This is a genomic window from Gulosibacter sp. 10 (assembly GCF_900163695.1).
Taxonomy (GTDB): Bacteria; Actinomycetota; Actinomycetes; order Actinomycetales; family Microbacteriaceae; genus Gulosibacter.
In genome coordinates this window covers 55,602-79,144 of sequence record NZ_FUIC01000054.1, presented here as the reverse complement: position 1 = coordinate 79,144, position 23,543 = coordinate 55,602, and the positions used below count along the sequence as shown (strand labels likewise).

23 protein-coding genes are annotated in these 23,543 nt (G+C 69.9%); 7 read left to right on the top strand and 16 right to left on the bottom strand.

Annotated elements, in window-relative coordinates; translation table 11 throughout:
* The 3 genes from FM112_RS16680 to FM112_RS16670 all read right to left on the bottom strand — a co-directional run.
* Positions 1–1,350: MFS transporter (locus FM112_RS16680; protein WP_140400744.1), on the bottom strand; the 1,350-nt coding region annotated here is incomplete at its 3' end.
* A gap of 43 nt (positions 1,351–1,393) precedes the next feature.
* Positions 1,394–2,671 (bottom strand): FAD-binding oxidoreductase, encoded by a 1,278-nt coding sequence (locus FM112_RS16675; protein WP_087009580.1) that lies wholly within the window; start codon positions 2,669–2,671, stop codon positions 1,394–1,396.
* The gene (locus FM112_RS16670; RefSeq protein ID WP_087009587.1) at positions 2,671–3,057 is read right to left on the bottom strand and encodes a RidA family protein; all 387 of its coding nucleotides are present in this window, start codon (positions 3,055–3,057) and stop codon (positions 2,671–2,673) included. The genes FM112_RS16675 and FM112_RS16670 overlap by 1 nt, the downstream gene beginning before the upstream one ends.
* 194 nt (positions 3,058–3,251) lie before the next feature.
* On the opposite strand from FM112_RS16670, the gene FM112_RS16665 reads away from it, so the two are divergent.
* Positions 3,252–4,691: a YdiU family protein gene (locus tag FM112_RS16665; RefSeq protein ID WP_087009579.1), complete on the top strand. Its 1,440-nt coding sequence runs from the start codon at positions 3,252–3,254 to the stop codon at positions 4,689–4,691.
* A gap of 305 nt (positions 4,692–4,996) precedes the next feature.
* Here the strand turns inward: FM112_RS16665 and FM112_RS16655 are convergent, their stop codons facing one another.
* The 7 genes from FM112_RS16655 to FM112_RS16625 all read right to left on the bottom strand — a co-directional run bounded on the left by FM112_RS16655 (position 4,997) and on the right by FM112_RS16625 (position 12,526).
* The gene (locus FM112_RS16655; protein ID WP_087009577.1) at positions 4,997–5,959 is read right to left on the bottom strand and encodes a hypothetical protein; all 963 of its coding nucleotides are present in this window, start codon (positions 5,957–5,959) and stop codon (positions 4,997–4,999) included.
* Entirely contained in the window at positions 5,956–6,822 is an 867-nt protein-coding gene (locus tag FM112_RS16650; protein ID WP_087009576.1) for a sugar phosphate isomerase/epimerase, read from the bottom strand. Before FM112_RS16650 ends, FM112_RS16655 begins: the two co-directional genes overlap by 4 nt.
* 34 nt (positions 6,823–6,856) lie before the next feature.
* Complete coding sequence (locus FM112_RS16645) at positions 6,857–7,846, bottom strand: sugar phosphate isomerase/epimerase (RefSeq protein ID WP_087009575.1); 990 nt, start codon at positions 7,844–7,846, stop codon at positions 6,857–6,859.
* Positions 7,847–7,898: 52 nt separating this feature from the next.
* Positions 7,899–8,897, bottom strand: a complete 999-nt coding sequence (locus FM112_RS16640; protein ID WP_087009574.1) for a Gfo/Idh/MocA family protein — start codon at positions 8,895–8,897, stop codon at positions 7,899–7,901.
* A gap of 98 nt (positions 8,898–8,995) precedes the next feature.
* A complete protein-coding gene (locus tag FM112_RS16635) occupies positions 8,996–10,018 on the bottom strand; it encodes a LacI family DNA-binding transcriptional regulator (protein ID WP_087009586.1) in 1,023 nt (340 codons plus the stop codon).
* A 21-nt stretch (positions 10,019–10,039) separates the two neighbouring features.
* The gene (locus tag FM112_RS16630; protein WP_087009573.1) at positions 10,040–11,479 is read right to left on the bottom strand and encodes a sugar porter family MFS transporter; all 1,440 of its coding nucleotides are present in this window, start codon (positions 11,477–11,479) and stop codon (positions 10,040–10,042) included.
* A gap of 144 nt (positions 11,480–11,623) precedes the next feature.
* A complete protein-coding gene (locus FM112_RS16625; protein ID WP_217874653.1) occupies positions 11,624–12,526 on the bottom strand; it encodes a dihydrodipicolinate synthase family protein in 903 nt (300 codons plus the stop codon).
* Between the two features lie 72 nt (positions 12,527–12,598).
* Between FM112_RS16625 and FM112_RS16620 the strand changes: the two genes are divergently transcribed.
* From FM112_RS16620 to FM112_RS16610, 3 genes are read left to right on the top strand one after another with little or no spacing between them, the layout of a single operon-like run.
* The gene (locus FM112_RS16620; RefSeq protein ID WP_140400743.1) at positions 12,599–13,393 is read left to right on the top strand and encodes a CPBP family intramembrane glutamic endopeptidase; all 795 of its coding nucleotides are present in this window, start codon (positions 12,599–12,601) and stop codon (positions 13,391–13,393) included.
* A 43-nt stretch (positions 13,394–13,436) separates the two neighbouring features.
* Positions 13,437–14,654 carry an MFS transporter gene (locus FM112_RS16615; protein WP_254910555.1) on the top strand — a complete coding sequence of 406 codons (1,218 nt, stop codon included), beginning with the start codon at positions 13,437–13,439 and terminating at the stop codon, positions 14,652–14,654.
* 55 nt (positions 14,655–14,709) lie between these two features.
* A complete protein-coding gene (locus FM112_RS16610; protein WP_087009570.1) occupies positions 14,710–15,174 on the top strand; it encodes a hypothetical protein in 465 nt (154 codons plus the stop codon).
* 32 nt (positions 15,175–15,206) lie between these two features.
* Here FM112_RS16610 and FM112_RS16605 read toward each other — a convergent pair whose 3' ends face one another.
* Both FM112_RS16605 and FM112_RS17365 read right to left on the bottom strand, forming a co-directional pair.
* Positions 15,207–16,214 carry a hypothetical protein gene (locus FM112_RS16605; RefSeq protein ID WP_087009569.1) on the bottom strand — a complete coding sequence of 336 codons (1,008 nt, stop codon included), beginning with the start codon at positions 16,212–16,214 and terminating at the stop codon, positions 15,207–15,209.
* Positions 16,215–16,296: 82 nt separating this feature from the next.
* Positions 16,297–17,676 (bottom strand): hypothetical protein, encoded by a 1,380-nt coding sequence (locus tag FM112_RS17365; protein ID WP_087009568.1) that lies wholly within the window; start codon positions 17,674–17,676, stop codon positions 16,297–16,299.
* Positions 17,677–17,805: 129 nt separating this feature from the next.
* On the opposite strand from FM112_RS17365, the gene FM112_RS16595 reads away from it, so the two are divergent.
* Positions 17,806–18,669 carry a hypothetical protein gene (locus FM112_RS16595; protein ID WP_087009567.1) on the top strand — a complete coding sequence of 288 codons (864 nt, stop codon included), beginning with the start codon at positions 17,806–17,808 and terminating at the stop codon, positions 18,667–18,669.
* A 44-nt stretch (positions 18,670–18,713) separates the two neighbouring features.
* On the opposite strand, the gene FM112_RS16590 is transcribed toward FM112_RS16595, so the two are convergent.
* From FM112_RS16590 to galU, 4 genes are all read right to left on the bottom strand, one after another.
* Positions 18,714–20,138, bottom strand: coding sequence for a hypothetical protein (locus FM112_RS16590; protein ID WP_087009566.1), 1,425 nt, complete (start codon positions 20,136–20,138; stop codon positions 18,714–18,716).
* A gap of 77 nt (positions 20,139–20,215) precedes the next feature.
* The gene (locus FM112_RS16585) at positions 20,216–20,716 is read right to left on the bottom strand and encodes a hypothetical protein (RefSeq protein ID WP_140400742.1); all 501 of its coding nucleotides are present in this window, start codon (positions 20,714–20,716) and stop codon (positions 20,216–20,218) included.
* Positions 20,716–21,354, bottom strand: a complete 639-nt coding sequence (locus tag FM112_RS16580) for a GNAT family N-acetyltransferase (protein ID WP_087009564.1) — start codon at positions 21,352–21,354, stop codon at positions 20,716–20,718. Before FM112_RS16580 ends, FM112_RS16585 begins: the two co-directional genes overlap by 1 nt.
* Complete coding sequence (gene galU / locus FM112_RS16575) at positions 21,354–22,298, bottom strand: UTP--glucose-1-phosphate uridylyltransferase GalU (protein ID WP_087009563.1); 945 nt, start codon at positions 22,296–22,298, stop codon at positions 21,354–21,356. The genes FM112_RS16580 and galU overlap by 1 nt, the downstream gene beginning before the upstream one ends.
* A gap of 48 nt (positions 22,299–22,346) precedes the next feature.
* Here galU and FM112_RS16570 point away from each other — a divergent pair, with 48 nt between their 5' ends.
* Complete coding sequence (locus tag FM112_RS16570; RefSeq protein WP_087009562.1) at positions 22,347–22,943, top strand: 5-formyltetrahydrofolate cyclo-ligase; 597 nt, start codon at positions 22,347–22,349, stop codon at positions 22,941–22,943.
* Between the two features lie 103 nt (positions 22,944–23,046).
* Entirely contained in the window at positions 23,047–23,454 is a 408-nt protein-coding gene (gene mscL, locus FM112_RS16565) for a large conductance mechanosensitive channel protein MscL (protein WP_087009561.1), read from the top strand.
* The last annotated feature ends 89 nt before the right edge of the window (positions 23,455–23,543 follow it).

Genomic DNA, 23,543 nt, shown 5'->3' with positions numbered 1-23,543 from the left:
TCGCTCCTCGAGGAACCCGCGCTTTGAGTCCCAAACACGCCGCACTCCCGTCGCCACCGGGGTATCGGACTTGCGCCTGCCATGTTTCGGCGACGTCTCCGGCAGCAGGAACACGAAGATCGTGGACGCGGCGGCTACCGCGATGACGTAGAACGCAGGCGCGATATCCACTCCTGTCTGCGCCACCAGCCACGTGGCGATGAACGGCGCGGTCCCGCCGAACAGCGCGTAGGCGAGGTTGTACGCGATGGACGAGGAGCCGACTCGCATCGCCGTCGGGAACAACTCGCAGATCAGCACCGCGGTGACCGAAGTACTCGCCGCCTGGGCGATCGCCAGGAGGGCCAGGCCGATGAATACCGCGAACCCCTCCGAGCTTTGGATGAGTGTGAAGGCGGGCACTGGAACGACCACGTACATGATCGTCGAGACAACCATGACCGCGCGACGCCCCACCCGATCGGAGAGCCATCCGAACACCGGCAGAAGAATGCACACGAGGATGAGGGCCGCAGCTTGAGCGATGAGCGTTTCCCCATCGGTGAGTCTTCCCGAGGTCTTGAGGTAGGTGGGGATGTAGGTCACCAGCAGATACGGGCCGACCGCATTCGAAATGATGAAGCCGAACAGCAGCAGGATGTTCTTCCACTGCGCGGACACGGTCTGCTGCAACGTCGGCGGAGTCTCGTCGCGGATCTCCTCGAATTCGGGAGTGTCCTGGACGTGGGTGCGGATGTACAGGCCGATGATTCCGAGCGGAATCGCGATGAAGAACGGAATCCTCCAGCCCCAGGCCATCATCGCCTCCTCCGAGAGCCCCGCACTGAGCCCGAATGCGAGCGATGCACCGGCCAGATACGCGAGATACGTGCTCACGCCGAGGATGCCCCCGAACATGCCCCTCAGGTGCTTCGGAGCGTGCTCGAATACGAAGCTGCTCGCCCCGCCGTACTCCCCTCCTGCCGCGAATCCCTGAACACAGCGCAGCAGCACCAAGAGGAAGGGGGCGAGCCAGCCCACCTGCTCGTAGGTGGGCAGGAACGCCACGAGCCCCGTCGCGATCGCAATCGTCAGCACCACGATGGAGAGCACGCCCTTGCGTCCGATCCGGTCGCCCAGGTGGCCGAACACCACCGCTCCGATGGGGCGGCACACGAACGAGACGCCGAAGACCGCGAATGTCGCGAGCATCGGCCCCACCCCGTCTCCGGTGAAGAAGTTCTTCGCCAGCGCGAACGAGAGGAAGCCGTAGATGCCGAAGTCGTACCATTCGACGAAATTGCCCACCCCGCCCGCGACCATGTGGCGGGTCAGTTCCCGCTTCGAACCAGGAGCATCAGTCGACGCCATTGTGAACTCTCCTTGCTAATCGGTGTTTGCGACTCGTCACGAGTCAGAACGATCGGGGCACCAGCCCCGCGAATCGGTCGAGGTTGAACTGTCGGAGCCATGGGTCCGTGCGCCCGGCGTCGATCTCTCGGGCCAGCATCGCGCCCGTCAGCGGCGCGAGCGTGATTCCGAGCGTGCCGTGGCCCGTGGCCAGGTAGAGACCGGGGCGTTTGCGAACTGGCCCGATGATGGGCAGATCGTCGGGAGTGGTCGGCCGATGTCCGGCCCATTCGAGGGTGGGGCGAGCGGGCTCCCAGTCCCGCAGATAGCTGCGCCCCTGCCGCACGACCGATTCCAGACGCCGCCGGTTGAGCGATGCATCGCGCACCCCGATGTCGTATGTACCCGACAGACGCACCTGGTCGCCGAAGGGTGAGCACGCGACCATGCTTTCGTAGAGCTTCAACGCCCTCGCCGGCGTCGTGCCCGCGCCCGAAGCCGTCAGACTCGTCCCTTTGGCCGACTCGATGGGAACCCGTACGCCCACCTGGCTCATGAGCTCCCGAGAGCGGTGCCCCGCGGCTACCACGACGGTGGAGGCTCGATGTTCCTCTCCCGAGGCGGTCGAAACGGACCAGGCACCTCCTCGGTGCAGCCGCATCATCGTCACCCGACGTCCTTCGAGAATCTCCCCGCCCCGCAGGCGGATCGCCTCGGCCAGACCGTCCGTAAGGCTTTCGGGCCGGACGTGGGATTCGTCGACGAGATGCACCGCGCCGGCGACGCTCGGGTGCAGGGCGGGCTCGAATTCGAGCGCATCCTGCCCGCGATAGGGGCTGATCCGCCCGCGATAGCCGAGAGCCGCGACCTTGGCGCCGAGTTGCAAATAGGCATCCATCCTGGCGGCGTCCTTGAACACCACGGCAAGACCAGTGCGGTGATACTCCATCGCGACCCCGCGGGCTTCGAGGGACTCGAATGCCGCTTGCGAATCGCGTGCGAAGCGCTGCAGCGCCGCGGTCGCCCGGTCGCTCGAACGCTTCCTGGTCGCCAAGAGGAACTGCGCGATCCAACGCGCGAAGCCGACTTCCGCGTGCGGGCGCATACGAGCCGGGCCTTCCGGTCGCGCGAAGCTCTGCAGCGCCTGCCGAACGGCGCCGGGGGCGGCACGTGGGGTGGAGAGGAAAGGCGTTACCCAGCCGGCGTTGCCGGCAGAAGCCGCCGCGCCGACTCTGCCCGCATCGAGCACGGTCACCGGATGCCCCGACTCGGCCAGCTCGAAGGCGCAGGCGAGCCCCACGGCACCGGCGCCGATGACGAGTGCGCTCCTCCGGCGCCCCATCAGTCCTCCCCATCCGCTCGGACCGCGACTGCGTCGAATTCCACCTGCACGTCGCCGCGGAAGGCGGCGACCTCCACGGTGGTTCGCGCCGGCTTGCCGTGCACGCACACGACCCGCTCGTACACGGCATTGAGCTCGGGCAGCCGGGTGATGTCGAGCACGTAGCCGTTGATCTTCACGACATCCGCCCAGCCCGCCCCGGCAGCCGTCAGGGAGCGCTCGAGGTTCTCGAGCGCGAGTCGCACCTGGTCTCCGAAGTCCGCCGGGACCGTGCCGCCTTCATCGACCGGCAGTGCCCCGCTGGTCCATACCAGACCTGCCGAGAGGACTGCCGAGGAATAGGGGACGCTTCCATCCCCGGTCTGCTTGCGTTCGATCTGGCCCATCGTCGGGTGCATCTCCTTCGATTCCGAACTTCAATGAAGGCAAGATTATGTGATGACTCTTTCAATGTCTACTTTTGTTATCAAATTTCGTGATCATTACCTCGTGTTCCAGTTCCGTTCTCATGCCCGTGAGCCTTGGAGCCGCTTCTTCTACGCTGAGCCGAGGAACATCCTCCGAATGACGGGCCGCGTACATGCACCTCCACTCGCACTTCGCAACCGACCTCCCCGAGCTCGCGCTGCCGTGGCAGGCCGATCCCGCTCCCGAGCCGCAGGTGCTCGTGCTCAACGAGTCGCTGGCGGAGGAGCTCGGCCTCGACGTCGAATGGCTCCGCTCCGAGGAGGGCGCCCGCTTCCTCACGGGAACCGGGCTGCCGGAGGACGCGAAGCCGGTGGCCCAGGTGTACTCGGGCCACCAGTGGGGCGTGTACCAGCCCCGGCTCGGCGACGGACGGGCGCTGCTGCTCGGCGAGGTCGAGGATGCGCGCGGCCGGCTGCGCGACATCCACCTCAAGGGCTCCGGCCCCACCCCGTTCTCCCGGGGCGGCGACGGGCGCGCGGTGATCGGCCCGATGCTCCGGGAGCTCATCGTGAGCGAGGCGATGGCCGCGCTCGGCGTGCCCGGAACCCGCTCGCTCGCGGTGACGAAGACCGGCCGCCCCGTCTTCCGCGAGCAGGTGGAGCAGGGCGCGGTGCTCGCCCGCGTCGCCGCCGGCCACCTGCGGGTCGGCAGCTTCCAATACGCGCGGGCCTCCGGCGATCTCGACCTCCTCAAGCGTCTGGCCGACCACGCGATCGCGCGCCACCACCCCTCGGCGCGGGAGGCGGAGCATCCCTACCTCGCGCTGTTCGAAGCGATCGTCGCGGCCCAGGCGTCGCTCATCGCGCGCTGGATGCTCGTCGGCTTCGTGCACGGCGTCATGAGCACCGACAACATGACCGTCTCGGGAGAGACCATCGACTTCGGCCCCTGCGCCTTCATGGACGCCTTCGATCCCGGCGCGGTCTACAGCTCGATCGACCACACGGGCCGCTACGCCTACGGCAGGCAGCCGGTCATCGCCCAGTGGAACCTCGAACGGCTCGCCGAGTCGCTGCTGCCGCTACTCGCCGAGGACCAGGACGAGGCCGTCGCCCTCGCCGAGGCGGCGCTCGCCCACTTCCCGGAGCGCTACAGCGCCGACTGGTCGGCCGGGATGCGCGAGAAGCTGGGCCTGCCGCCGGCGGGCGAGGATGAGGAGATCGCCGCGCTGCTCGAATCGCTCTTCCCGCTGCTCGAGGCCTCGCGGATCGACTACACGTCGTTCTTCCGCGGCCTGGCTCGCTTCGCCCGGGACGAGGACGACGGATTCGCCGAGCGCTTCGACGACCGGGCCGCCATCCGGGACTGGCTCGACCGCTGGCTGGCCCTGCGACCCGACCCCGAGCGCATGGATCGCGTCAATCCAGTCTACATCCCGCGCAACCATCTCGTCGAGGAGGCGCTCGACGCGGCGCGAATCGGCGACATGGCGCCCGTGGGCGCACTGCTCGAGGCCGTCTCCTCCCCCTTCCAGGAGCGCGAAGGGCTGGAGCGCTACGCGCTCCCCGCCCCCGCGGACTTCGGCGCCTACACGACCTACTGCGGCACGTAGTCGACGAGCACGCGTCCCCCTCGTCAGAGGCCCTGGACTTCGAATGCCCTATGGACTCTGCGGCCCGTCGGCGCATGCAAGGGCGTCGAGAGCTGAAGCCCAGCCCGCCGGCCTCGGGGCGCCCGTCATCGCCGTGTTCGCCCGTGAGGCCTGGAAGGAGCCGCTGACCCGGCGGATGCTCATCGGAATCGGGCTGCTCATCATCCTCGGAGTCCTCTTGGTCGAGCTCGGGCAATAGCCAGCGTCGGAGCGCCCGGAGCAGTCTGCCGACCGCCCGGGCGCTCCAGCACCGAACAGCGAGCCGATCACTCCGGACGGTACTCGCGGACTCGACCGCCGATGAGCCATTCGGTCAGCACGATCCGGCTCCGGTCACCCGCGATGCCGTGTGGCGCTCGGAGCTCAGGGCCCAGAGTCGGAGCGGTCACGTGGCCCCGCTCGTCGCGTACGTTGGGCCACGCGTCGTCGTCGACATCGTCGGTCGAACGCGCGAAGTGTCCGACATACTCATCCCCGCGGAACACCGCGAGCCCGCCGAAGAGCTCTGTCACCAACAGCCATTCGCCGAGAACCAGGATGCTCGACGGGCTGGTGAGCGGAGCATCCAGGGCACCCACGATTCTCTCCCCCTCGAGCACGAGCACTCGCCGATTACCGCGATCGGCGATCAGCAGCTGCTCGCCAAGAGCCGCGATGCCGTGCGGGCAGTCGAGCGGCGCGCCGGCTTCATCCGCATCGAACGTGCGCAGATAAGCACCGGACGGGCTGAAGCGATGTACCAGGTTCGCGCCGTACCCGTCCGCCACCCAGATGCTGCCGTCGTAGCCCCTGCAGATGGAAGTCGGCTGCCAGGGCTCCGCAGCGTACGCCTCGATCTCCGGGCAGTGGATCTCTTGACGCACCTCGCCGTCCAACGCGACTCGTATCACGGAACCTCGCTCCCGATAATGGTCGTAATCGGGCTCACCCTTCACGAAGCGGTGGCCGTTGTTGACCAGCCACAGCGTTTCGCCTCCGTGTCGCGTATCCACGCCGATGGTATGCATTTCGAGCGCCGGAACTGCCACCTCGCGGGAACTTCCCTCTTCCTTCGAGAGAATCAGGCGACGGCCTTCGGGGTGCGCGACCGCAACGGTCCCGTCGCCCAGGATCGCGCAACCCGAGTGCATCCAGCCATCCGTCTTCGGCAACTGCACCGGGGGCTCCGCCTCCCGATATCGAACGCCGTCGATCTCGAGCACGTCGAGATCGCGGATACCGCTCGTCATGCGACCTCCTCCAGAAACTCGATGCTCGTCTTCATATTGGCGAAAGGATCCTGCTCGGGCCCCGAGCCGTCCTCGAGCAGCCGGATATCCTGCTCGATCACCACGGCGCCCTCGTACTCGGCGAATGCGGTGAGAATTGCCCGCAGGTCGAGGTCGCCCTGGCCGAGCGGTGTGAAGACACCTTGCCCGACCGCCTCCGCCCAGCCGATCTCGCCGTCCACGAGTCGCCTGTTGATCTCCGCATCGACATCTTTGAGATGCAGATGAACCGTCCTGGGGGCGATGAGCCGCGCAATCCGCACGGCGTCGCCGCCCGCCGCAGCGATGTGGCCCGCGTCGAAGCAGAAGCTCACCGACGATGTCCCCAATACCCGCTCGATATCCGCCTCCCGCTCCACGGCAGTGCCCACATGCGGGTGCAGCGCCACCTCGACTCCGTGCTCGGCGGCGATCTCCGAGATCTCGTCGAGCCCTGTCGTGAGATAACCCCACTCGCGGTCGCCGAGCTCCACACGCTCTTCGAAGTCCCCGCCCGGCCCCGCCGCGCCGATCGTGGCAATCGGTGCACCCAACGCGGAGACGAACCGCACCGCAGCGCGGAACCGCTCGAGTTCCTCCGCCCTGTCGCGCTGCGCCAACGCCACCGGAATCCAGCCCGCTGCGGGCCGGATGCCGGACTCCGCGAAGAGCCGACGCGCGGCGCCCGCGTCCTCCGGGAAGAGCCCCGGCTGATATTCGAGCGCGTTCAGCCCGAGCTCCTTGACCTCGCGCAGAATACGATCGGCCCCGACCATCCGTCCCCAGCCCGGGAGGTAGTTGATTCCCCAGGACACCGGCTGAGCGGCGATACGCTCGCGTTTCATGATTCCATGCTCCTCTCGTCGCCCGCCGCGGCGGTCAGGACCCGTCTCCAGCGCCGAAGAACCGGGCCACGGTCGCTTCGTAGGCGGAAGGCTTGAGAAAACCCGTCCGTTTGATGAGCGCCACGGTCTTCTCCAGCGCCTCGATGGGGTCGATCAGCATGTCCTCGTGCTCGATGCTGAGGATGCCGTCGAAGTCGGCTCGACGCAGTGCGACCATGAATTCCGTCCAGAAGGTCTCGTCGTGCCCGTATCCCATCGTGACGAAGTTCCATGATCGGTGCTCGGGGTCGGCGAAAGAGGCCGTCTCCAGGGCGGTATTGCGTCCGAGGAATCGCTTTTCCAGACGGACGTCCTTGGCGTGCACGTGATGGATCGCCCCCTTGAGCTCATCGATCGCGCCGATGACATCCCCTCCCATCCACATGAGGTGGCTGGGGTCGAAGTTGGCGCCGACGGCAGGGCCCACCGCGTCGCGCAGGCGCAGGAGCGTCTCGGGGTTGTAGACGTTCTGATGGCCGTGCATCTCGATGGCGAGCTCGTCCACGCCGTGCCGCTCCGCGAACGGCACGAGCTCGGACCAGTACGGCAGCAGTACTTCGTCCCACTGGTAGCGGAGGATATCCGCCGTGTACGGGGGCCAAGCCACCGTGATCCAGTTCGGATGCGAGTCGCCGGGCGCACCGGCGAGGCCCGACATGAGTACGAGACGGTTGATGCCGAAGGCCTCGGCGAGTTCGATCGTCTTCTTCGTCACGTCGCGGTGCTCGCCACCTTCGGGCCCGGGATGAAGCGGATTCCCGGAGCAGTTGAACGCGTCGAGCTTGAGGCCGCGGGACTCGAGCTTCTCCGCGAGCTCGGCACGCGCGCGTTCGCTTGCGAGCAGTTCGTCGAGATCGATATGCGGCGCAGTCGACCAGTTGCCGGTGGAGAGCTCGACGTACTCGATGCCGAGATCGCGCACGGCATCGAGCATCTCGTCCAGGCTCAGCGTGGCGAGGCCGTCGGTGTTGATTCCGATTTGCATGATGTCTTCCTTCGTCGTGTGGGGTTTCGTGTGGTCGGGCTTGAGAATTCGGTCAGTAGAAGTTCGGCTTGTCGGGCAGTTCGATCGCCTGGGCAACGCCCGAATGCAACGACGAGACGGCGGCATCGGACACGATCGCCGCGACCAGGCCGTCCCAGGAGTCGGGGCCGCGCACCTCGCCCCGAACGATGCCCGCCACCCATTCGACGAGCTCGTCGCGATACGCGCCGGCGAACCGGGTGCGGAAGTCCGCATGATGCCGCACACCTTCGATGCCTCCGGCGTTGAGGGGAGGCGCGCTCGGGCCGGGAAGCGCCGCCGTGCCGTTCCGTCCGACGACCTCGCAGGTGATGTCGTAGCCGTATTCCGCGTTGACGAAGACCTCGACGTCGATGTGCCGACCGCCCTCCGTGCGGAAGCGCACGAACTGGGGGTCGATGAGTCGACCGGAGGCGTCCGGGGTTCCCTCGACCAGGACTTGCGCATACTCGTCGTCGAGCAGCCACCGGAAGACATCGATCTCGTGGATGAGCGCCTCTGTCGTATGCATCTCCGAGGTGAAATGCTCCGGCACGCGCATATTGCGGTGCGCCGCATGGATCGCCACGACCTCGCCGATAGCGTCCTCCCGGATGATCGCGCGCAGATCCCGGTAGGCGGGGTCGAAGCGGCGCATGAACCCGACCTGGACGAGATGCCGACCGCTCCGGATCTCGGCCTCGACGATCCGCTCGCAGTCATCCGCCGTGACGGCGAGGGGCTTCTCGCAGAAGACCGGCTTGCCCTGGGCGATGCAGGCGAGCACGAGCTCCGCATGCGTCGGGGCGATCGAGGTGATCACCACCGCGTCCACGAGCTCGGAGCGGATGAGCGCCTCCGCGTCGTCGAACACCGTCACGGGGCCGGGGCAGCCCTTCGCGAGCGCCTCCGCCCTCGTGATGTCGATGTCCGCCAACGCGGTGATCTCACCGCCTACCACCGAATCGTTGATGGTCCGGACATGCGCCGAGCCGGCCAGTCCGACGCCGATGACGCCGATGCGTACTGTCATCGTGTTCTCCGTTTCTTCTAGTAATAAGTGTTCTCGCACGCTGGTAGCGCGCGCTAGTTTTCTGGAATGAGGATGTGACGACACACCCGGCGCAGAGACTATCCGCGCGGCGGAGCCGTCGTCGAGCCCCGGGGGATGAGCTCGGGGTCGATCGATCGCTGCTCGATCGCAGCGGCGGGCTCCGACAGCCTGCGGAGCGCGAGCTCGGCTGCGACCGCGCCGAGCCTCTGCGCATGCAGGTCGACCGATGTGAGCGAAACGGTGGGGAGCCTCGCGACGGGGGTATCGTCATACCCCACGATCGAGAGGTCCGCCCCCGCGCGAAGACCCCGTTCGGAAAGGACATCGATCACGCCGAGCGCGGCGATGTCGTTGTTCGCGAAGATCGCCGTCGGGGGCTCCGCGAGGTCCAGCAACGAGGCGGCGGCGACAGCGGCCGACTCCTGGGAATAGTCGGCCTCTCGTACGAGCGGTGCAAGGCCTCGCACCAGCATCGATCGCTCGTACCCGGCCTTCCTCCCCAAGTACCCCTGACGCGGCGGGCTCGCGATATGAGCGATGCGCCGATGGCCGAGCTCGTGCAGATGCGCGACGGCCAGCTCGGCGCCCGCCTCGTCGCTGGCGAAAGCGCTGTCGATACCCGGAATCGAGCGCGAGGCGCTCACCACCGGCGTCGTCTCCCCGACCTTCGTCACAGCGGCATCCGGAAGCATCAGCCCGGCGGCGATGATCACGTCCGCGCGCGCGTTCTGCAGCATCTCGAGCCCCTCGCGCTCGCGCGAACCGTCTCGCGACCCGACGGAGAGGACGAGCGGCCGGCCCTCCTCCGCGGTGACCGAACGAACGCCCTCGAAGATGTCCGCGAAGACCTCGTTGTACAGGTCGAAGAGGAAGACGCCGATCGTCGCCGTGTACCGGCTCGCGAGCCGCGCCGCCACGCCGTTCGGTCGATAGCCGAGCTGCTTCGCGACCTCGAAGATGTGCTCGCGGGTCTCGGGGCTGATGCCCTTCACGCCGCGATAGGCGATGGATACGAGCGCGCGGGACACGCCCGCCTCCCGCGCCACATCAACTTGCGTCGGCCGTCGATCCAAAGAACTCACATCGACACAATGCCACATCGTCGAGATCACGTCGGCCGCCTACCGGTCCACCCGAAGATTCTCGGTCTTGAAGGTCTCCTCGAACTCTTCGAGGCTGCGCCCGCCGGTTTCGGGAAGGTACTTCGCCATGAACGCGATCGCCAGGAAGCCCACCACGGCGAACAACAGGAATGTCCCGAAACCGAGCGCCGCCACCAGCGAGGGGAACACGAGGGAGATGGCGGCATTGGTGAGCCAGAGCACCATCGCCGACGCGCCGATCATGATGCCGCGCATCCGCAGCGGGAAGATCTCGGAGATCATGAGCCACGAAAGCGGCCCGATCGTTCCCTGCATGACGGCGATGAAGACGACGATGAAGACGAGGAGCAGCCAGGGCCGGAGGGTGCTGTCCTCAGGCATCCAGATACCGACCAGGCCGACGCCGATGTGCGCAGTAGTCGTACCGATGAATCCGGTGAGCATCATCGCCCGACGACTGACGCGATTGATGACGTAGAGCGCGATGATCATCGGAACGACCGAGGCGAGACCGTTGAGCACGTTGAAGCTCAGCGCCGCATTCCGGTCGAAGCCCGCCTGCTCGAGCACCTGGGTCCCGTAATACATCATCGAGTTGATTCCGGTCAGCTGCTGGAAGAAGGCGATCCCGAAGCCGATGAGGAGCAGCTTTCGAGTCCACGGCTGCGAGAGGATCTCCCTCCACGACCCGAGCTTCTCCTGCCGCTCCTGCTCCGCGAGGTACTTGACCTCGGCGATCTCCGCTGCGGCGCGCTGCTCCGAGCGCATCGTACGGAGCACCGACTCGGCCTCCTCGTCATGCCCCTTCGACACCAGCCAGCGAGGGCTCTCCGGCATTCGGAGCATGCCGAAGAACAGGACGAAGGCGGGGAGCACGGCAACCGCGAGCATGAAGCGCCACACCTCGGGATTGCTGCCCCAGACGTTGCCGATGATCGCGTTGATCAGGAAGGCGAGGAACTGTCCGGTCACGATCATGAGCTCGTTGCGCGAGACCAGACTGCCGCGCTTCTCGAACGGCGCGACCTCCGCAAGATAGACGGGGACCGTGACCGAAGCTCCGCCCACCGCCAGACCGAGGACGAATCGGAAGACCAGCAGCACCCAGAACTCGTAGGCGAAGACACAGCCGAGCGCACCGATGAAGAACAGCACCGCCAGGACGATGATGAAGCTGCGCCGACCGTACCTGTCGGAGATCCTGCCGCCGAAGAAGGCGCCGATGGCGGCGCCGACGAGCAGGATGGAGGTGATGAACCCCTCCTGCATAGGCGTGATCTCGAAGTAGTCGACCATGAAGGAGAGTGCTCCGTTGAGCACTCCCGTGTCGTAGCCGAAGAGCAGGCCTCCGAACGTCGCGATGACTGCGACGAGACCGAGCCTGCGGTTGTATCTGCCGCGCCCGAGCGGCGGCAACTGCGTACCGCCGGCACCGACGGTAGTTGCTGATTGGGACAAGAGACGCTCCTTTGCGTGGATGAGCCGCGCCGAACTTTCGAATCGACGATTCGCTAGCGCGCGCTAGTGATTCTAAACAAGCTTCACTAGCGCGCGCAAGTACTACTTTTCTGCGCGTGAGTTCTCCGCAGTGATCCCCGCCCGCTACCCCAGCAGTCCGAGCCGGTCGACGACCTCCGCGACCCGCGCGCGATCCGCCGCGGGGAGCCCGCGGATGGGCAGCGGCAGGCTCGCGTGCGGCGCGAGCCCCGCATGCTCGGCGACGGCCGCGACGACGCGCAGGCTGCCGCCGTATTCGGCGAAGAGGTTCCACAGCGGCGAGAGCCGGGCGGACCGCGCGAGCGCCTCGTCGCGCCGACCGGCGCGCGCGGCGCGGACGATCTCGAGCACCGGCTCCGGCAGCAGCCCGCCGATCACCGAGTACCAGGCGTCGCAGCCGGCGAGCAGGCCGGCCGCCCCGAACGCATCCCCGGACACGCCGATCGTGACGTGCTCCGGGATCGCTGCCCGGATGGCGGCCACGCGCTCGAGCGCCTCCTCCGGATCCCGCGGCACGCCGGGGATCTTGATGGACGCGACGCCCGGGAGCGCCGCGATCCGGCCGTAGAGCTCGAGGGAGAACTCGAAATGCGTGGTGCCGGGGTTGTCGTACACGATAACCGGCAGCCCGACGCGCTCGGTCACGGCGCGGAAGAGCTCGAGCACGTCGTCCTCGGTGAGGGGCTGGTACATCATCGGCGCCAGCAGCAGCCCCGCGGCACCCGCCTCCTCCGCATCCGCGGCGTGCGCGAGCACCTGCGAGGTGCGCAGCGCCCCGATGCCGACATGCACGGGGGTGCCGCCGGCGTGCTCCACCGCGAGCCGGGCCGCGCTCGCGCGCTCCTCGCGGGAGAGGTACGCGTAGGACCCGGTCGAGCCGAGCGCGGTGATCGAGTCCACGCCGGCCGCCGCGAGGCGCTCGACGAGGCCGGCGAACGCCGCCTCGTCGACGGCGTCGTCGCGCAGCGGCGTGAGGGGGAAGGCGCTCAGCCCGGTGAAGGCGGTCATCATGCTCCTAGACGATCGGGAATGCTCCGATCCATCCTGCCGGTTCGCAGGCCGGAGGGCTATGGTCGAGCCGTGTCTCCGACGACGGACCGCCAGCTTCAGAAGCGCGCCGGAGCGCTTCTCCTCGCCAGGGTCGGCCTCGTGGCCCTGGTCACCGTCCTCATGTGGCTTTTCGCGGTCATCCTCGCGCCGGGATCGACCTTCCCGCCCTCGATGGCGCTCGTCACGCTCGGGCTCGTCCCCGTGAACGTGCTCTCGCTCCTCCTGGTCGCCCGTTTCCTGCACGCGGAGGGCGAGCGGCTGCGCGATCTCTTCATCCCCGCCTCCAAGGGGCGGCTGCTGCGCGACATCGGCTGGGGGATCCTCTGGATCCTCGTGCTCTACCTGCCCTTCGCCGGGGCCATCGCCGGCGCGGTCTGGCTGTTGCACGGCTCCCTGGATGCCGCGGCCTTCGAGTCGATCTTCGTCGATCCCGAGGCCGTGATCGCGATCCCGCCCGGCTGGTCGCTCGTGATCGGCGTCCTCGCCGTGCTCACCTTCGCGCCCATCAACGCGCCCGCCGAGGAGGCGCTCTACCGCGGCTACGTCCAGTCCCGGCTCGTGCGCACGCGGGGCCGCGCCGCGGCCGTGCTCCTCAGCGCCGCCGCCTTCGGGCTGCAGCACGCGTTCTTCGCCCCGACCGCGGCCGCCATCCCCGTCTTCGTCATCGCCTTCTTCGTCTGGGGTCTCGGGTCCTCCCTCATCGTGCTCCGGCAGGGACGGCTCCTGCCCGTCGTCGTCGCGCACTTCGCGGTCAACCTCTTCACGAGCGCGCCCGCCGTCGTCATCCCCGCGCTGCAGCTCGGCGGGGTGCTCCCCGAGTCGTGAGGGCCGCGGTCCGAGCGCCGTCGCCCCGGCGCTAGGCTGGCCGATGATGACATACGGTCGGGATTCTCGAGCGGGCGCCTGGTGGGCGCTCATCGCCCTCGCCCTCGGCGGATTCGGGATCGGCTGCTCCGAGTTCATCGCGATGGGGCTGCTGCCCGAGATGGCGCAGTCGCTGCTGCCCGACCGCTACGCCGCGTCTCCCGAAGAGGCCAACGCGCAGGCCGGCTGGCTCATCACCGTCTACGCCCTCGGCGTCGTGATCGGCGCGCCCACGATCGCCGTCTTCGCCACGCGCCATCCGCGCCGCACGGTGCTGGTGTGGCTCCTGGCCGTGTGCGTGCTCGGATCGCTCGCCACCGCCGCCGCGCCGAACTTCGCGCTCGCGCTCCTCGCGCGGCTCGTCGTCGGGCTCCCCCACGGCGCCTATTTCGGCATCGCGTCGCTCGCCGCCGCCTCGCTGGCCCCTCCGGGGCGCCGCGGGCAGGCCGTCGCGCTGGTGCTCATGGGCATCTCCGTCGCGAACGTCGTCGGGCTCCCGGCCCTCACCTGGGCCGGCCAGGTCGCGGGATGGCGCATCGCCCTCCTCGCGATCGCCGTGATCTTCGCGATCGCCCTCGTCGCGGTGCGGCTGCTCGTACCGCCGCTGCCCGGCGACCGGGGCGCCTCCTTCCGCGGCGAGCTGCGCGTCTTCAAGGAGCCGCAGCTGTGGATGGCGCTGCTCATCGGCGCGATCGGCTTCGGCGGCTTCTTCGCCATCCTCACCTACGTGGCGCCCATGGCCACCGCCGTCGCCGGCATCGATCCCGGGTTCGTCCCCGTCGTGCTCATCATCGCCGGCGTCGGCATGACCATCGGCAACGTGCTCGGCGGCCGCCTCGCCGACCGGAGCCTCGAGCGCGCCATGGTCGTCGCCTTCGCCCTCATGATCGCGAGCCTCGCGGCGATGCACCTCCTCGCCTCGAACCCGATCGGCTTCGTCGCCTCGCTCGTGCTGCTCGCGATCGGCTGCACCGGCCTCGTACCCCTCATCCAGATGCGGATAATGGACATCGCGAAGGAAGGCCAGTCGCTCGCCGCCGCGCTCAACCACTCCTCGCTGAACATCGCGAACGCGGTGGGCGCCGCGCTGGGCGGCGTCGTGATCGCGGCCGGATTCGGCTACCTCTCCCCCGCGGTCATCGCCATCGGCCTCGCGACGCTGGGGCTCGCGCTCACGCTCGTCTCGTTCCGGATGGAGCGCCGCCGGGCCCCGGGCGCGTAGCCCGGATCGCCGCAGCCCCTCGTGATCACCGTCGGGAACTCGATATGGTGGCCGGATGTCGCGACGAGCCAAGTCCCTGACCCCGCCCTCCCCGATCCTGCCGCCCGAGCAGGTCGATGCGCTGCTGATCGACCTGAACGGCGAGCTCGGCGCCCTGGGCGGGTCGTTCGGACGCGGCCCCTGGGCCGCTGCCGGGGGACGTTCCGGGGGACGGCTGGGCGCGAAGCTGTTCACCCGGATCGTCGGCGACAGCAGGGAGCTCCGCCTTCCGCTCTCGCCGGATTCCTTCGTGCTCGTGCGCGATTCGTTCCGCACCACGATCGAGGCGGATCTGCATCGGGGCCTCGCCGTCGGGATCGTGCCGAGCGGCGCGCTCTCGATGAACCCGGCAGTGGTCCAGGCCCGCTGGCGCGGCGCGGACCTGCTGCTCACCGCCCACGCGAACGAGGGCCTCATCGGCCAGCGCACCGCCGAGCGGGCGCTCGATCACGTCGAGGAGACGATCCGCACGGCGGCGTGATCCGCGCCGGCGACCACCGGCGCGACGGGTCGTTACCCGTTGCCGAAGCCCTCGGAGGGCTGCGGCTCGTCAGAGCCGCCGGAGCCGTCGGAGTCCCCGCCTTCGCCGCCGTCGCTGCCGCCGTCATCGGAGCCGCCGCCCGCATCCTCGGAGCCCTCCGAGCCCGCGTCGTCGGAGCCCTCGGAATCCCCAGGCTCCTCCTCGGTCTCCTCCGGCTCCTCCTCGGTCTCCTCCGGCTCCTCGCTCTCCTCGGGCTCCTCGCTCTGCGAGGGCTCCGGATCCGGCCGCGGCTGCGGGGGCGGCGGCACGTAGGTGACCTCGTACTGCGTGTGCTCGTTCTTCGCCTTGTTCAAGGCCGTCGCGAGCTCGACCACCGCGGCGGTCAGCTCGTCCATGCGCTCGACATCCCGGTTCTGCTGGACCTTCTCGACGGCCTCGTCGATCTCGACCGAGGTCGCCCAGTCCATCAGGTAGTACTTCTCGCGGAGTTCGTTGACGTTGTCGAGCAGCGCGGGCGCGTAGTTCGCGACGAAGTGCTCGCGCACGCTGCCCGACCGGTCCTGCGCGGCACGGTCGTCGTTCTCCTCGACCGCCGCGGAGAAGCTGTCGAGCAGCTCCTTCATCTGCGCCCGCGGGCCTTCGGGCACGAACATCGAGGACATCGCGTAGGCCCCTAGCACGCCCGAGGTGGCGTCCTCGGCATCCTGCATCTGCGCGGAGATGACCACGATCTGCACCCGATCCTGCTCGGCGGCCGCGGCGAGCAGCGCCTCCCGGCGCCCGATGCCGACGATCGAGATGACCGTGGGGAGCACGAGCAGCACCACCAGCGCGGCCGCGATCGCGGCGAGCACGTTCACCTTGCGCTCCCGCGAGGACGCCTTCCAGGTCGCGAGCAGTCCGCTGCCCATCGCGACGCGCGCGTTCGTCGCCCCCGTCCGCCCGGGGGCGACGCCCTCCGCGCTGAACGTTCCGGGCTCGACTACGAGCTGCGCGTCATCCGTCTCGTCGAACGGACTGTTCTGCTCGTCGTAGGCCATCACATCTCCTGCATGAACACGGGGCGGGAACTGCACCCGTCGCTAGTCCAATGCTAATCGACCGAAGGCCGAAAGAATGCGGTCAGCCCGCGCGCCGGCGCCGCAGCACCGAATCGAGGTTGTCGAGCTCGCCCTCGCCGTAGCTCTGCACGAGCGCGTCGAGGTCGCCCATGTCGCTCCAGCCGCCGGCCGACTCGACGGTGATCGGCTGGATGCGCTCGGCCGCCGGCGCAGCCGGCTCCTGCCTCGAGGTGGCCTGCGCCGCCGGGGCTGCGGCCTCGTCGCGCACGGCCCGGTTCGGCAGGCTCGGCACGTCGGCGTGCGCGTCCCGCAGCACCTGCGCCGACTTGCGGGCCTCCTCGCGCAGCAGCTCCATGATGTCGGCGTCCGTCACCCGCGGGCCGTCCTCCGGGCCCTCGGGCGGCGTCGGCTCCCCAGCCTCGTCGCGCTCGAGGTAGAGCGGCTTGGGCACCGGCACCGGCGTCCAGCTGTTCTCGGGCTCGGGCGTCCTGGCAACGTGCTCGGGCTCGACGTCGTAGATGACGAGCGAGTGGTGCCGGGGCGCGGGCGAGTCCGCGCCATCCGCGGCCTCGGGCGCGGAGTCCTCCTGTCGCGATGCGGGGGCCTCGGCGGTGTCGAGCTGGACGAGCCACACCCGGTTGATGCGCTGGAGCATCCACGCGGAGCCGCCGAGGACGACGAGGCCGAGCAGCAGCGGCAGCAGGCCCCACCCGGCGCCGAGCCCGGCGAATCCGGCCACGACGCCGATGATCCCCAGCGAGGCGCATGAGGTGGCGGTGAGCCGCCCGCGGCGCCGCCGCGCGGCGGCGCGCGAGCGCTGCTCCGAGACGACGGGCTGCTCGCCGGTCATGCGGCGGATGACGGCGCGCTCGGAGCCCGAGTTGCCGTTCGCCCAGCGGCCCGCGGCGGTAGCGGCACCGCCGCGCGCCTCGGCCGCGCGGGCCTCGGCGGCCGCCGCAGCGGCGCGCGCCCGAGCCGCGGCCTCCCGTCGTGCGTTGACGTCCGTCATGAGCTCCTCCGCCACCTTTCTCTCGTCTTCGAGCTGCGCCTCGCGGGCCGCCGACGCGAGGCGCCATGCCTCGGCCCGCAGCTTCGACTCGCGAAGCTCCTGCTCGGCGCGCTCGCGCTCGAGGATCGCCTCCTGCCTGCGGCGCTCGGCCTCCGCGCGGGCCTTCGCGCGCTCCACCTCCGTGAGGATCTGCCGGGACTTGCGCAGCTCCTGCTGCCGGGCGCGCACGGCGCGGGCGTTCGCCTCCACCGTCACCACCTCGGGCAGCTCGCTCGTCGCGGCCATCGCGCGCATGGTCTGCTGCAGGCGCACCGCGTGGCGCTGCGAGGCGCGGGCGTTGCGCTCGCGCACCCACCCGGGGGCGAGCATCCCGACCCAGAGCAACGCGATCAGCGCTAGCGCGATGCTGCTGGCACCCCCGAACTCCTGCATGCGCTCAACCGTAGGAGCGAATGTGAAAATTGTGATGATTGGGGCAGGAGTGTCTGCGCCTCTCTCTGCAATATCCCAGGCTCGTGCTCCCCACCGCGGATTCTCATCGAGGATCGCTACCTTCGGCCCATGGGATTCTTCGACCGGTTCCGCCGCCGCACCCGACCCGCCGAAGACGGCGATCGCGAGGAGGTCGCGCCCGCGCCGCCGGCCGAGGCGGGCCAGCAGCGCGGCGCTGAACAGCGCAGTGCCGAACAGCGCAGTGCCGAACAGCGCAATGCCGAACAGCGCAGGACGCCCGGCCCGGACGCGCCATCCGCCGCGACCACGCAGCCCGACCCGGCCGGCGCGCTCGACTTCGGCCGCGACCCGGTGCCGGACCCGGAGTCCGAGGAGTCGCTGGAGGAGCTGGCCCGCAGCGTCGAGTGGGCGCGACTGCAGGCCTTCTGCCTGTTCACCACGCAGCGGGAGCCCTACGAGCAGCTCGGGCCCGGGCTCATCCGCACCGCGGTGCTCGAGGGGCTCGATCCCGAGCGGGCCGAATCCGTCATCCGCGGCGCCTGGGACCGGCTCGTGCGGCTCGCCGAGCGCAAGGCCGATGAGGACATGTCCGCGCCGCTGCGCCGCGCCTTCGCCGCGCTCGAATCGGAGGGGCTGCTCGCGCGCGAGTACGTGGGCATCAGCACCGGGGACGGCCACTCGGAGATGACCGAGATCGCCACGAGGATGCGGCCTCCCGTCGAGGAGTACGTGTTCTTCCACGCGCAGGACCTCGAGCGGCTCGCGGACGGCCCCGGCCCGCTCATGCTGCGATTCGGCAGGGCCTCGTACGAATCGAAGACCGCGGACGGCAAATACGAGGAGGATGCGGCCGTCGCCCGGCGCGTGATCGCCGCGCTCGAGCGCGAGGGCCTCCGGCCCTCGTGGGGCGGCGACGGCCGCGAATCCATCTGCATCCACGACATGGCCTGGTACCCGATGCCCGGGCGCTGACCGCTCACTGCTCACCGCTGCTCACTGCTCTGCTTCACCGCTGCTCACTGCGCGGAGCGGGGCACGCGCTCCCGCAGGCGCTCCACCCTCGCCCGCGCCTCGGCCGCGAACTCCGGATCGGCGGCGGGCCGAACCCGCTCGGGCCGCGCGAGCAGGGCGTGATCGCCGGCATGGCGCAGCGCCCAGGCCCGGAGCGTCATCGGCAGGCGGTCGTCCTCGGCGACCGCGACGGCCCGCTCGAACCACGGCAGCGACTCCTTGTCGAACGCGTAGTGCCACAGCCTCGCCGTGGGCGCCTCGAGCGGGGCGAGCACGGGCGCGCCGCCCCAGGCGATCGCCGCGCACGAGAAGTGGTTCCGCACATAGGGCATCGATCCCGCGGCGCGGGCCTGCTCGGCGCCCGCACCGGCGGCCTCCTCGACGCCCGTGCCGGACAGGCGCGCGGAGAGCACCGACCATCCGATCGCGGCCTCGCGGCCGCCCGCCAGCGCCTCGCGCCAGAGCGGGTCGAGGTCCTCTTCCCCGCCGTACCAGCCGAGGAGGATGGTGCGGAGCCGCACGACGCCCTCGGCCTCGAACCGGCGGAGCCCGTCGAAGAACTCGCCGGCCCGCGGGTGCCCGCCGCAGGCGAGCGCGATTCCCAGCGTCACGAGTCCGGGCCGATGCCGCTGATACGTGTCGGGCTCGGCGACGAAGCGGTCGAGCCGGCGCTCGAGCAGCGGATCGAGGTCCTCGAACCGCAGCGCCCCCGCGTCGAACACCCGGGCCAGGCAGAACCCGAGTCCCGGCTCGTCCAGATCCGGGTCGAGGAAACGGGCCCGGCACCACTCGAGCTCGGCGCGGTCGGGCGGCCCCGCGTCGAGCTGCGCCCGCTGCAGGGCCTGCGCGTCCGCGAGGTCCGGGCCCTGCCATGCCGGCTCCTGCCCTTCCGACTCCGACGGGTCCGGCGCCCCGGACCGGACCGGGGCGTCGGACCGGACCGGGCCGTCGGACCGGACCGGGCCGTCGGGCTGCACTCGGCCGTCGGACTGCACCGGGGCGTCGGCCGGGAGCGCCGGAATCGGCTCGATCCGGGCCTCGGCGGCGGCGCGAGAGGATGCGTCCTCGTGCGGCGCCGCGCCGATGCGGGCCAGCAGGAAGCGCCCGGAGGCGGCGTCGCGGCGAATCTCGAATCCCTCGGGCGCCGTGCGCAGCTTCGCTGCGAGCGCCGCGTCGGGCCCGTCCGCCTCGATGCGGAGCGGCTCCGTCAGCGCGCCGCGCTCGTCGAAGCCGTCCTCCGCCGGCCAGATCCCGTACGGAGTCATCGGGTCGAGCCCGCGCTCACGGATGCGCGCGAGCGCCTCATCGTGCCCGTCGCCGTCCGTGAGCCGGGGTGCGGAGGGCGGTTCGAGCGCGAGGAAGTCCTCGCCGTCGAGGCTCCGCCACCAGCGCTCGATCCGCTCCCGATCCGTGCCGCCCTGTGCCGTCATCGCATTTCCGTCCTGCTCGTCGGGTGGGGTTCGCGGCCCACCTTAGGCGAAAGGCCCAGATGCGGGCCGGGTGGGCGCTACCAGGAGCCCCGCTCGGTGTTCCACTGCATCATCAGATCCACGCTCGCGCCCAGGACGTCTCGACCGCGCAGCGGCTCGACCCGGCGGAGCTCGTCCCGGCCGTCCGAAAGCACGAGGATCGCCTCGTCCCCGCGACGCTCGATGCGGCGCAGTTCGGCGCGCGGGCGGCATTCCGCGAGCGAGTCCCAGGTGATCGCGAGGTCGTAGTGGAGCAGCGCCCAGGACTCCTCGATGCTCGGCTCGACGGGAATCGGCCGGGTTCCCGGGATGAACTCCGTCGACGGCGAGAGCGTAGCAAGCACGGACTCGACGGTCGACTCCGCCCGCCACCGCAGCGAATGCGTCTCGCCGCACCGGTTCACCACCAGGAGCGAGTCGTCCTCGTGGTCCGGCAGGACGAGACCGACCCGCGATCGCTCCGGGAGCGGATGCAGCTCCGCATCCGAGAGCAGCCGGAGCAGCATCGCGAGCGGGGCGGGCGAGGCCGGCCTCCCCATCAGGCGAAGGGCCCGGATGCCGGCCGGGCCGCGACGGATTCGTCGACCTCGCCGGACCGCCAGCGCGCGTGGACGCCCCGCGGGACCTCCTCGCTCACGAGCGCGAAGCAGTAGTGGTCGCGCCAGTCGCCGTCGATGTGGATGTAGCGCCGGCGCCGGCCCTCATAGCGGAACCCGAGCTTCTCCACCACCCGGAGCGAGGGCGCGTTCTCGGGGCGGATGCAGATCTCCATGCGGTGCAGCCCGAGCTGCGCGAAGCAGTAGTCGGTGGCGTGCGCGACCGCGGTGGGCGTGATACCCCGGCCCGCCGCCGATTCCGCCACCCAGTAGCCGAGGGAGGCCGAGGACACCGCGCCGTAGAGCATGTTCGACACCGTGAGCTGACCGACGATCGCGCCGTCCCACTCCAGGACGAACGGGAGCGTCGACCGCGAGGCCGCCTGGTCGAGCAGCGAGCGGATCGCCCCGCGCACGTTCCAGCGGCCCTCGTTGCCGGGCAGAGTCGCCTCCCACGGCTGCAGCCACGGGCGGTTGTCGAGCAGGACGCGCTCGAGCTCGCGGGAATCCCTCGTGTGCACGCTGCGCATCCGCAGCGGCCCGTCGTCGATCGTCGGGACGAAGCCCGATCCTGCCGGCATCACTGCGAATCGCGTGCCTTGCCGTCCAGGCCGGCCGCGTACTCCACGAGCCACTCGCGGACGGGCGCACCGAGCTCGGGATCCGCGACCGCGAGCTCGATGTTGGCCTTGAGGTAGTCGAGCTTGTTGCCGGTGTCGTAGCGGCGGCCGCGGTAGACGACGGCCACGACGCCGCCGTAGCCCTCCCGATCCGCGGCGAGCACCTGCAGCGCGTCGGTGAGCTGGATCTCCCCGCCCCGGCCCGCCTCGGTCTTCCGCAGCACGTCGAAGACCTCGGGCCGCAGCACGTAGCGGCCGATGATCGCGAGGTTCGAGGGCGCCTCCTCGCGCGGGGGCTTCTCGACCAGCGCATCCACCCACACCCCGGGCCAGCGGTGGCCGCTGCTCGCCGTCTCGGGCCGCCCGTCGACCAGGTGCGGGGCGACGACGCCGTAGGAGGAGACCTGCTCCTCGGGCACCTCCTGCACGGCGATGACGCTCGCGCCGGTGTGCTCGTGAATCGAGAGCATCTCGCGCAGCAGCTCGCCGCCGTCGTCGATGATGTCGTCGCCGAGCAGCACCGCGAACCCCTCCCGGCCCACGTGCTGCTCCGCCCGCAGCACCGCGTGGCCGAGGCCCTTCGGGTCGCCCTGACGCAGATAGTGCACGTCGGCGAGCTCCGAAGGGCGGCGCACCTTGTCGAGGCGGTCCCGGTCGCCGCGCGCCTCCAGCGCGTCCTCGAGACCGGGCACGCGGTCGAAGTGGTTCTCGAGCGGCGTCTTGTTCCGCCCGGTCACCATCAGCACGTCCCGCAACTCCGCCAGGACCGCCTCCTCGACCACGTACTGGATGGCGGGCCGGTCGACCACCGGCAGCATCTCCTTCGGCATCGCCTTCGTCGCGGGCAGGAATCGCGTGCCCAGACCGGCGGCCGGGATCACCGCCTTGGTCACCTTGGAAGTCATAGCGTCGATGCTACCCGCCGGTGCGACGCGAGCGTCTACCCTGGTCGCATGGAGCACTCCCCCGCCGCCGAGAAGCGGCGCCTGCGCGCAGAGGTGCGCGAGGCGCGGGGCGCCCGCCCCGCGACGGCCATCGACGCGCTGGCCGAGCCGGTGGCCGCGCGGCTCGAGGCCCTCGTGGACGAGCTGGGCGCGCGGCGCATCGCCTGCTTCCTCTCGACCCCGGCCGAACCGCCCACCCGCCCCTTCGTCGCCGCGTGCCTGCGCCGGGGGCTCGCCGTGCTGCTGCCCCGCCCGCTCGACGGCGGCGTGCTGCAGTGGGTGGAGGCCGGCGAGCCCGGCTCGCTGCTCGCGGAGCGGATGCATCCCCGGCTGCGGGTGCCCGAGGCGGTCGGCGAGGCGCTCTCCGGCGACCCCCTCGGCGGAACCGACCTCGTCATCGCCCCCGCGGCGCTCGTGGATCGCGGCGGGTTCCGGCTGGGCTGGGGCGGCGGCTACTACGACCGCGCCCTGGCGGGCAGGACGCAGCCCGTCTTCGCGCTCGTGCACGACGACGAGGTGGTCGACCGCGTGCCCCGCGAACCGCACGACCGGCCGGTGAACGGCATCGTGACCCCGAGTATGACGCTCCGTATCGGCGACCGCTGATCCACCCCTCTTCCCCCTCCCCCTCGTGCACCATCACGAACTATGCTGTGGCACGGCATTCCGCGCATCCGCGGTGCCGCCCCGCCAGAACGAAGGAGAGGCCGTGAAGGGCTTTAAGGAATTCATCGCACGCGGCAACGTGATCGAGCTCGCGGTCGCCGTGATCATCGGCGCAGCGTTCACCGCGATCGTGAACGCGCTGGTCGACGGCATCTTCAACCCGATCATCGCGGCGATCTTCAACGCCGACGAGATCGCGGCCGCCACCTGGCAGATCGGCAGCGTCTCGCTCGGCATCGGCTCGGTCATCGCCGCCGCGATCAACTTCATCCTCATCGCGGCCGTCGTGTACTTCTGCATCGTGCTGCCGATGAACAAGCTCAACGAGCAGCTGTACGTGCGCAAGCACGGCCACAAGCCGGACGAGGAGGAGGCCACCGCCAGCGAGACCGACCTGCTCACCGAGATCCGGGATCTGCTCGCCGCCCAGCAGAAGGACGCGAGCAGGTAGCGTCCCGCGCTCGGAGCACCGGGCCCCGCATCCCCGTCGCCGCATCGGCCGGCGCGGCGGTGCGGGGCCCGACTCGTCCGCCCCGGCAC

Excerpts from the sequence above, each read along its gene's own strand:
- FM112_RS16675 (WP_087009580.1), bottom strand. The coding sequence starts at position 2,671 with ATGGGGCGCCGGAGGAGCGCACTCGTCATCGGCGCCGGTGCCGTGGGG.
- FM112_RS16670 (WP_087009587.1), bottom strand. The coding sequence starts at position 3,057 with ATGGGCCAGATCGAACGCAAGCAGACCGGGGATGGAAGCGTCCCCTAT.
- FM112_RS16665 (WP_087009579.1), top strand. The coding sequence starts at position 3,252 with ATGCACCTCCACTCGCACTTCGCAACCGACCTCCCCGAGCTCGCGCTG.
- FM112_RS16655 (WP_087009577.1), bottom strand. The coding sequence starts at position 5,959 with ATGACGAGCGGTATCCGCGATCTCGACGTGCTCGAGATCGACGGCGTT.
- FM112_RS16650 (WP_087009576.1), bottom strand. The coding sequence starts at position 6,822 with ATGAAACGCGAGCGTATCGCCGCTCAGCCGGTGTCCTGGGGAATCAAC.
- FM112_RS16645 (WP_087009575.1), bottom strand. The coding sequence starts at position 7,846 with ATGCAAATCGGAATCAACACCGACGGCCTCGCCACGCTGAGCCTGGAC.
- FM112_RS16640 (WP_087009574.1), bottom strand. The coding sequence starts at position 8,897 with ATGACAGTACGCATCGGCGTCATCGGCGTCGGACTGGCCGGCTCGGCG.
- FM112_RS16635 (WP_087009586.1), bottom strand. The coding sequence starts at position 10,018 with ATGTGGCATTGTGTCGATGTGAGTTCTTTGGATCGACGGCCGACGCAA.
- FM112_RS16625 (WP_217874653.1), bottom strand. The coding sequence starts at position 12,526 with ATGACCGCCTTCACCGGGCTGAGCGCCTTCCCCCTCACGCCGCTGCGC.
- FM112_RS16615 (WP_254910555.1), top strand. The coding sequence starts at position 13,437 with ATGATGACATACGGTCGGGATTCTCGAGCGGGCGCCTGGTGGGCGCTC.
- FM112_RS16610 (WP_087009570.1), top strand. The coding sequence starts at position 14,710 with ATGTCGCGACGAGCCAAGTCCCTGACCCCGCCCTCCCCGATCCTGCCG.
- FM112_RS16605 (WP_087009569.1), bottom strand. The coding sequence starts at position 16,214 with ATGGCCTACGACGAGCAGAACAGTCCGTTCGACGAGACGGATGACGCG.
- FM112_RS17365 (WP_087009568.1), bottom strand. The coding sequence starts at position 17,676 with ATGCAGGAGTTCGGGGGTGCCAGCAGCATCGCGCTAGCGCTGATCGCG.
- FM112_RS16595 (WP_087009567.1), top strand. The coding sequence starts at position 17,806 with ATGGGATTCTTCGACCGGTTCCGCCGCCGCACCCGACCCGCCGAAGAC.
- FM112_RS16590 (WP_087009566.1), bottom strand. The coding sequence starts at position 20,138 with ATGACGGCACAGGGCGGCACGGATCGGGAGCGGATCGAGCGCTGGTGG.
- FM112_RS16585 (WP_140400742.1), bottom strand. The coding sequence starts at position 20,716 with ATGGGGAGGCCGGCCTCGCCCGCCCCGCTCGCGATGCTGCTCCGGCTG.
- FM112_RS16580 (WP_087009564.1), bottom strand. The coding sequence starts at position 21,354 with ATGCCGGCAGGATCGGGCTTCGTCCCGACGATCGACGACGGGCCGCTG.
- galU (WP_087009563.1), bottom strand. The coding sequence starts at position 22,298 with ATGACTTCCAAGGTGACCAAGGCGGTGATCCCGGCCGCCGGTCTGGGC.
- FM112_RS16570 (WP_087009562.1), top strand. The coding sequence starts at position 22,347 with ATGGAGCACTCCCCCGCCGCCGAGAAGCGGCGCCTGCGCGCAGAGGTG.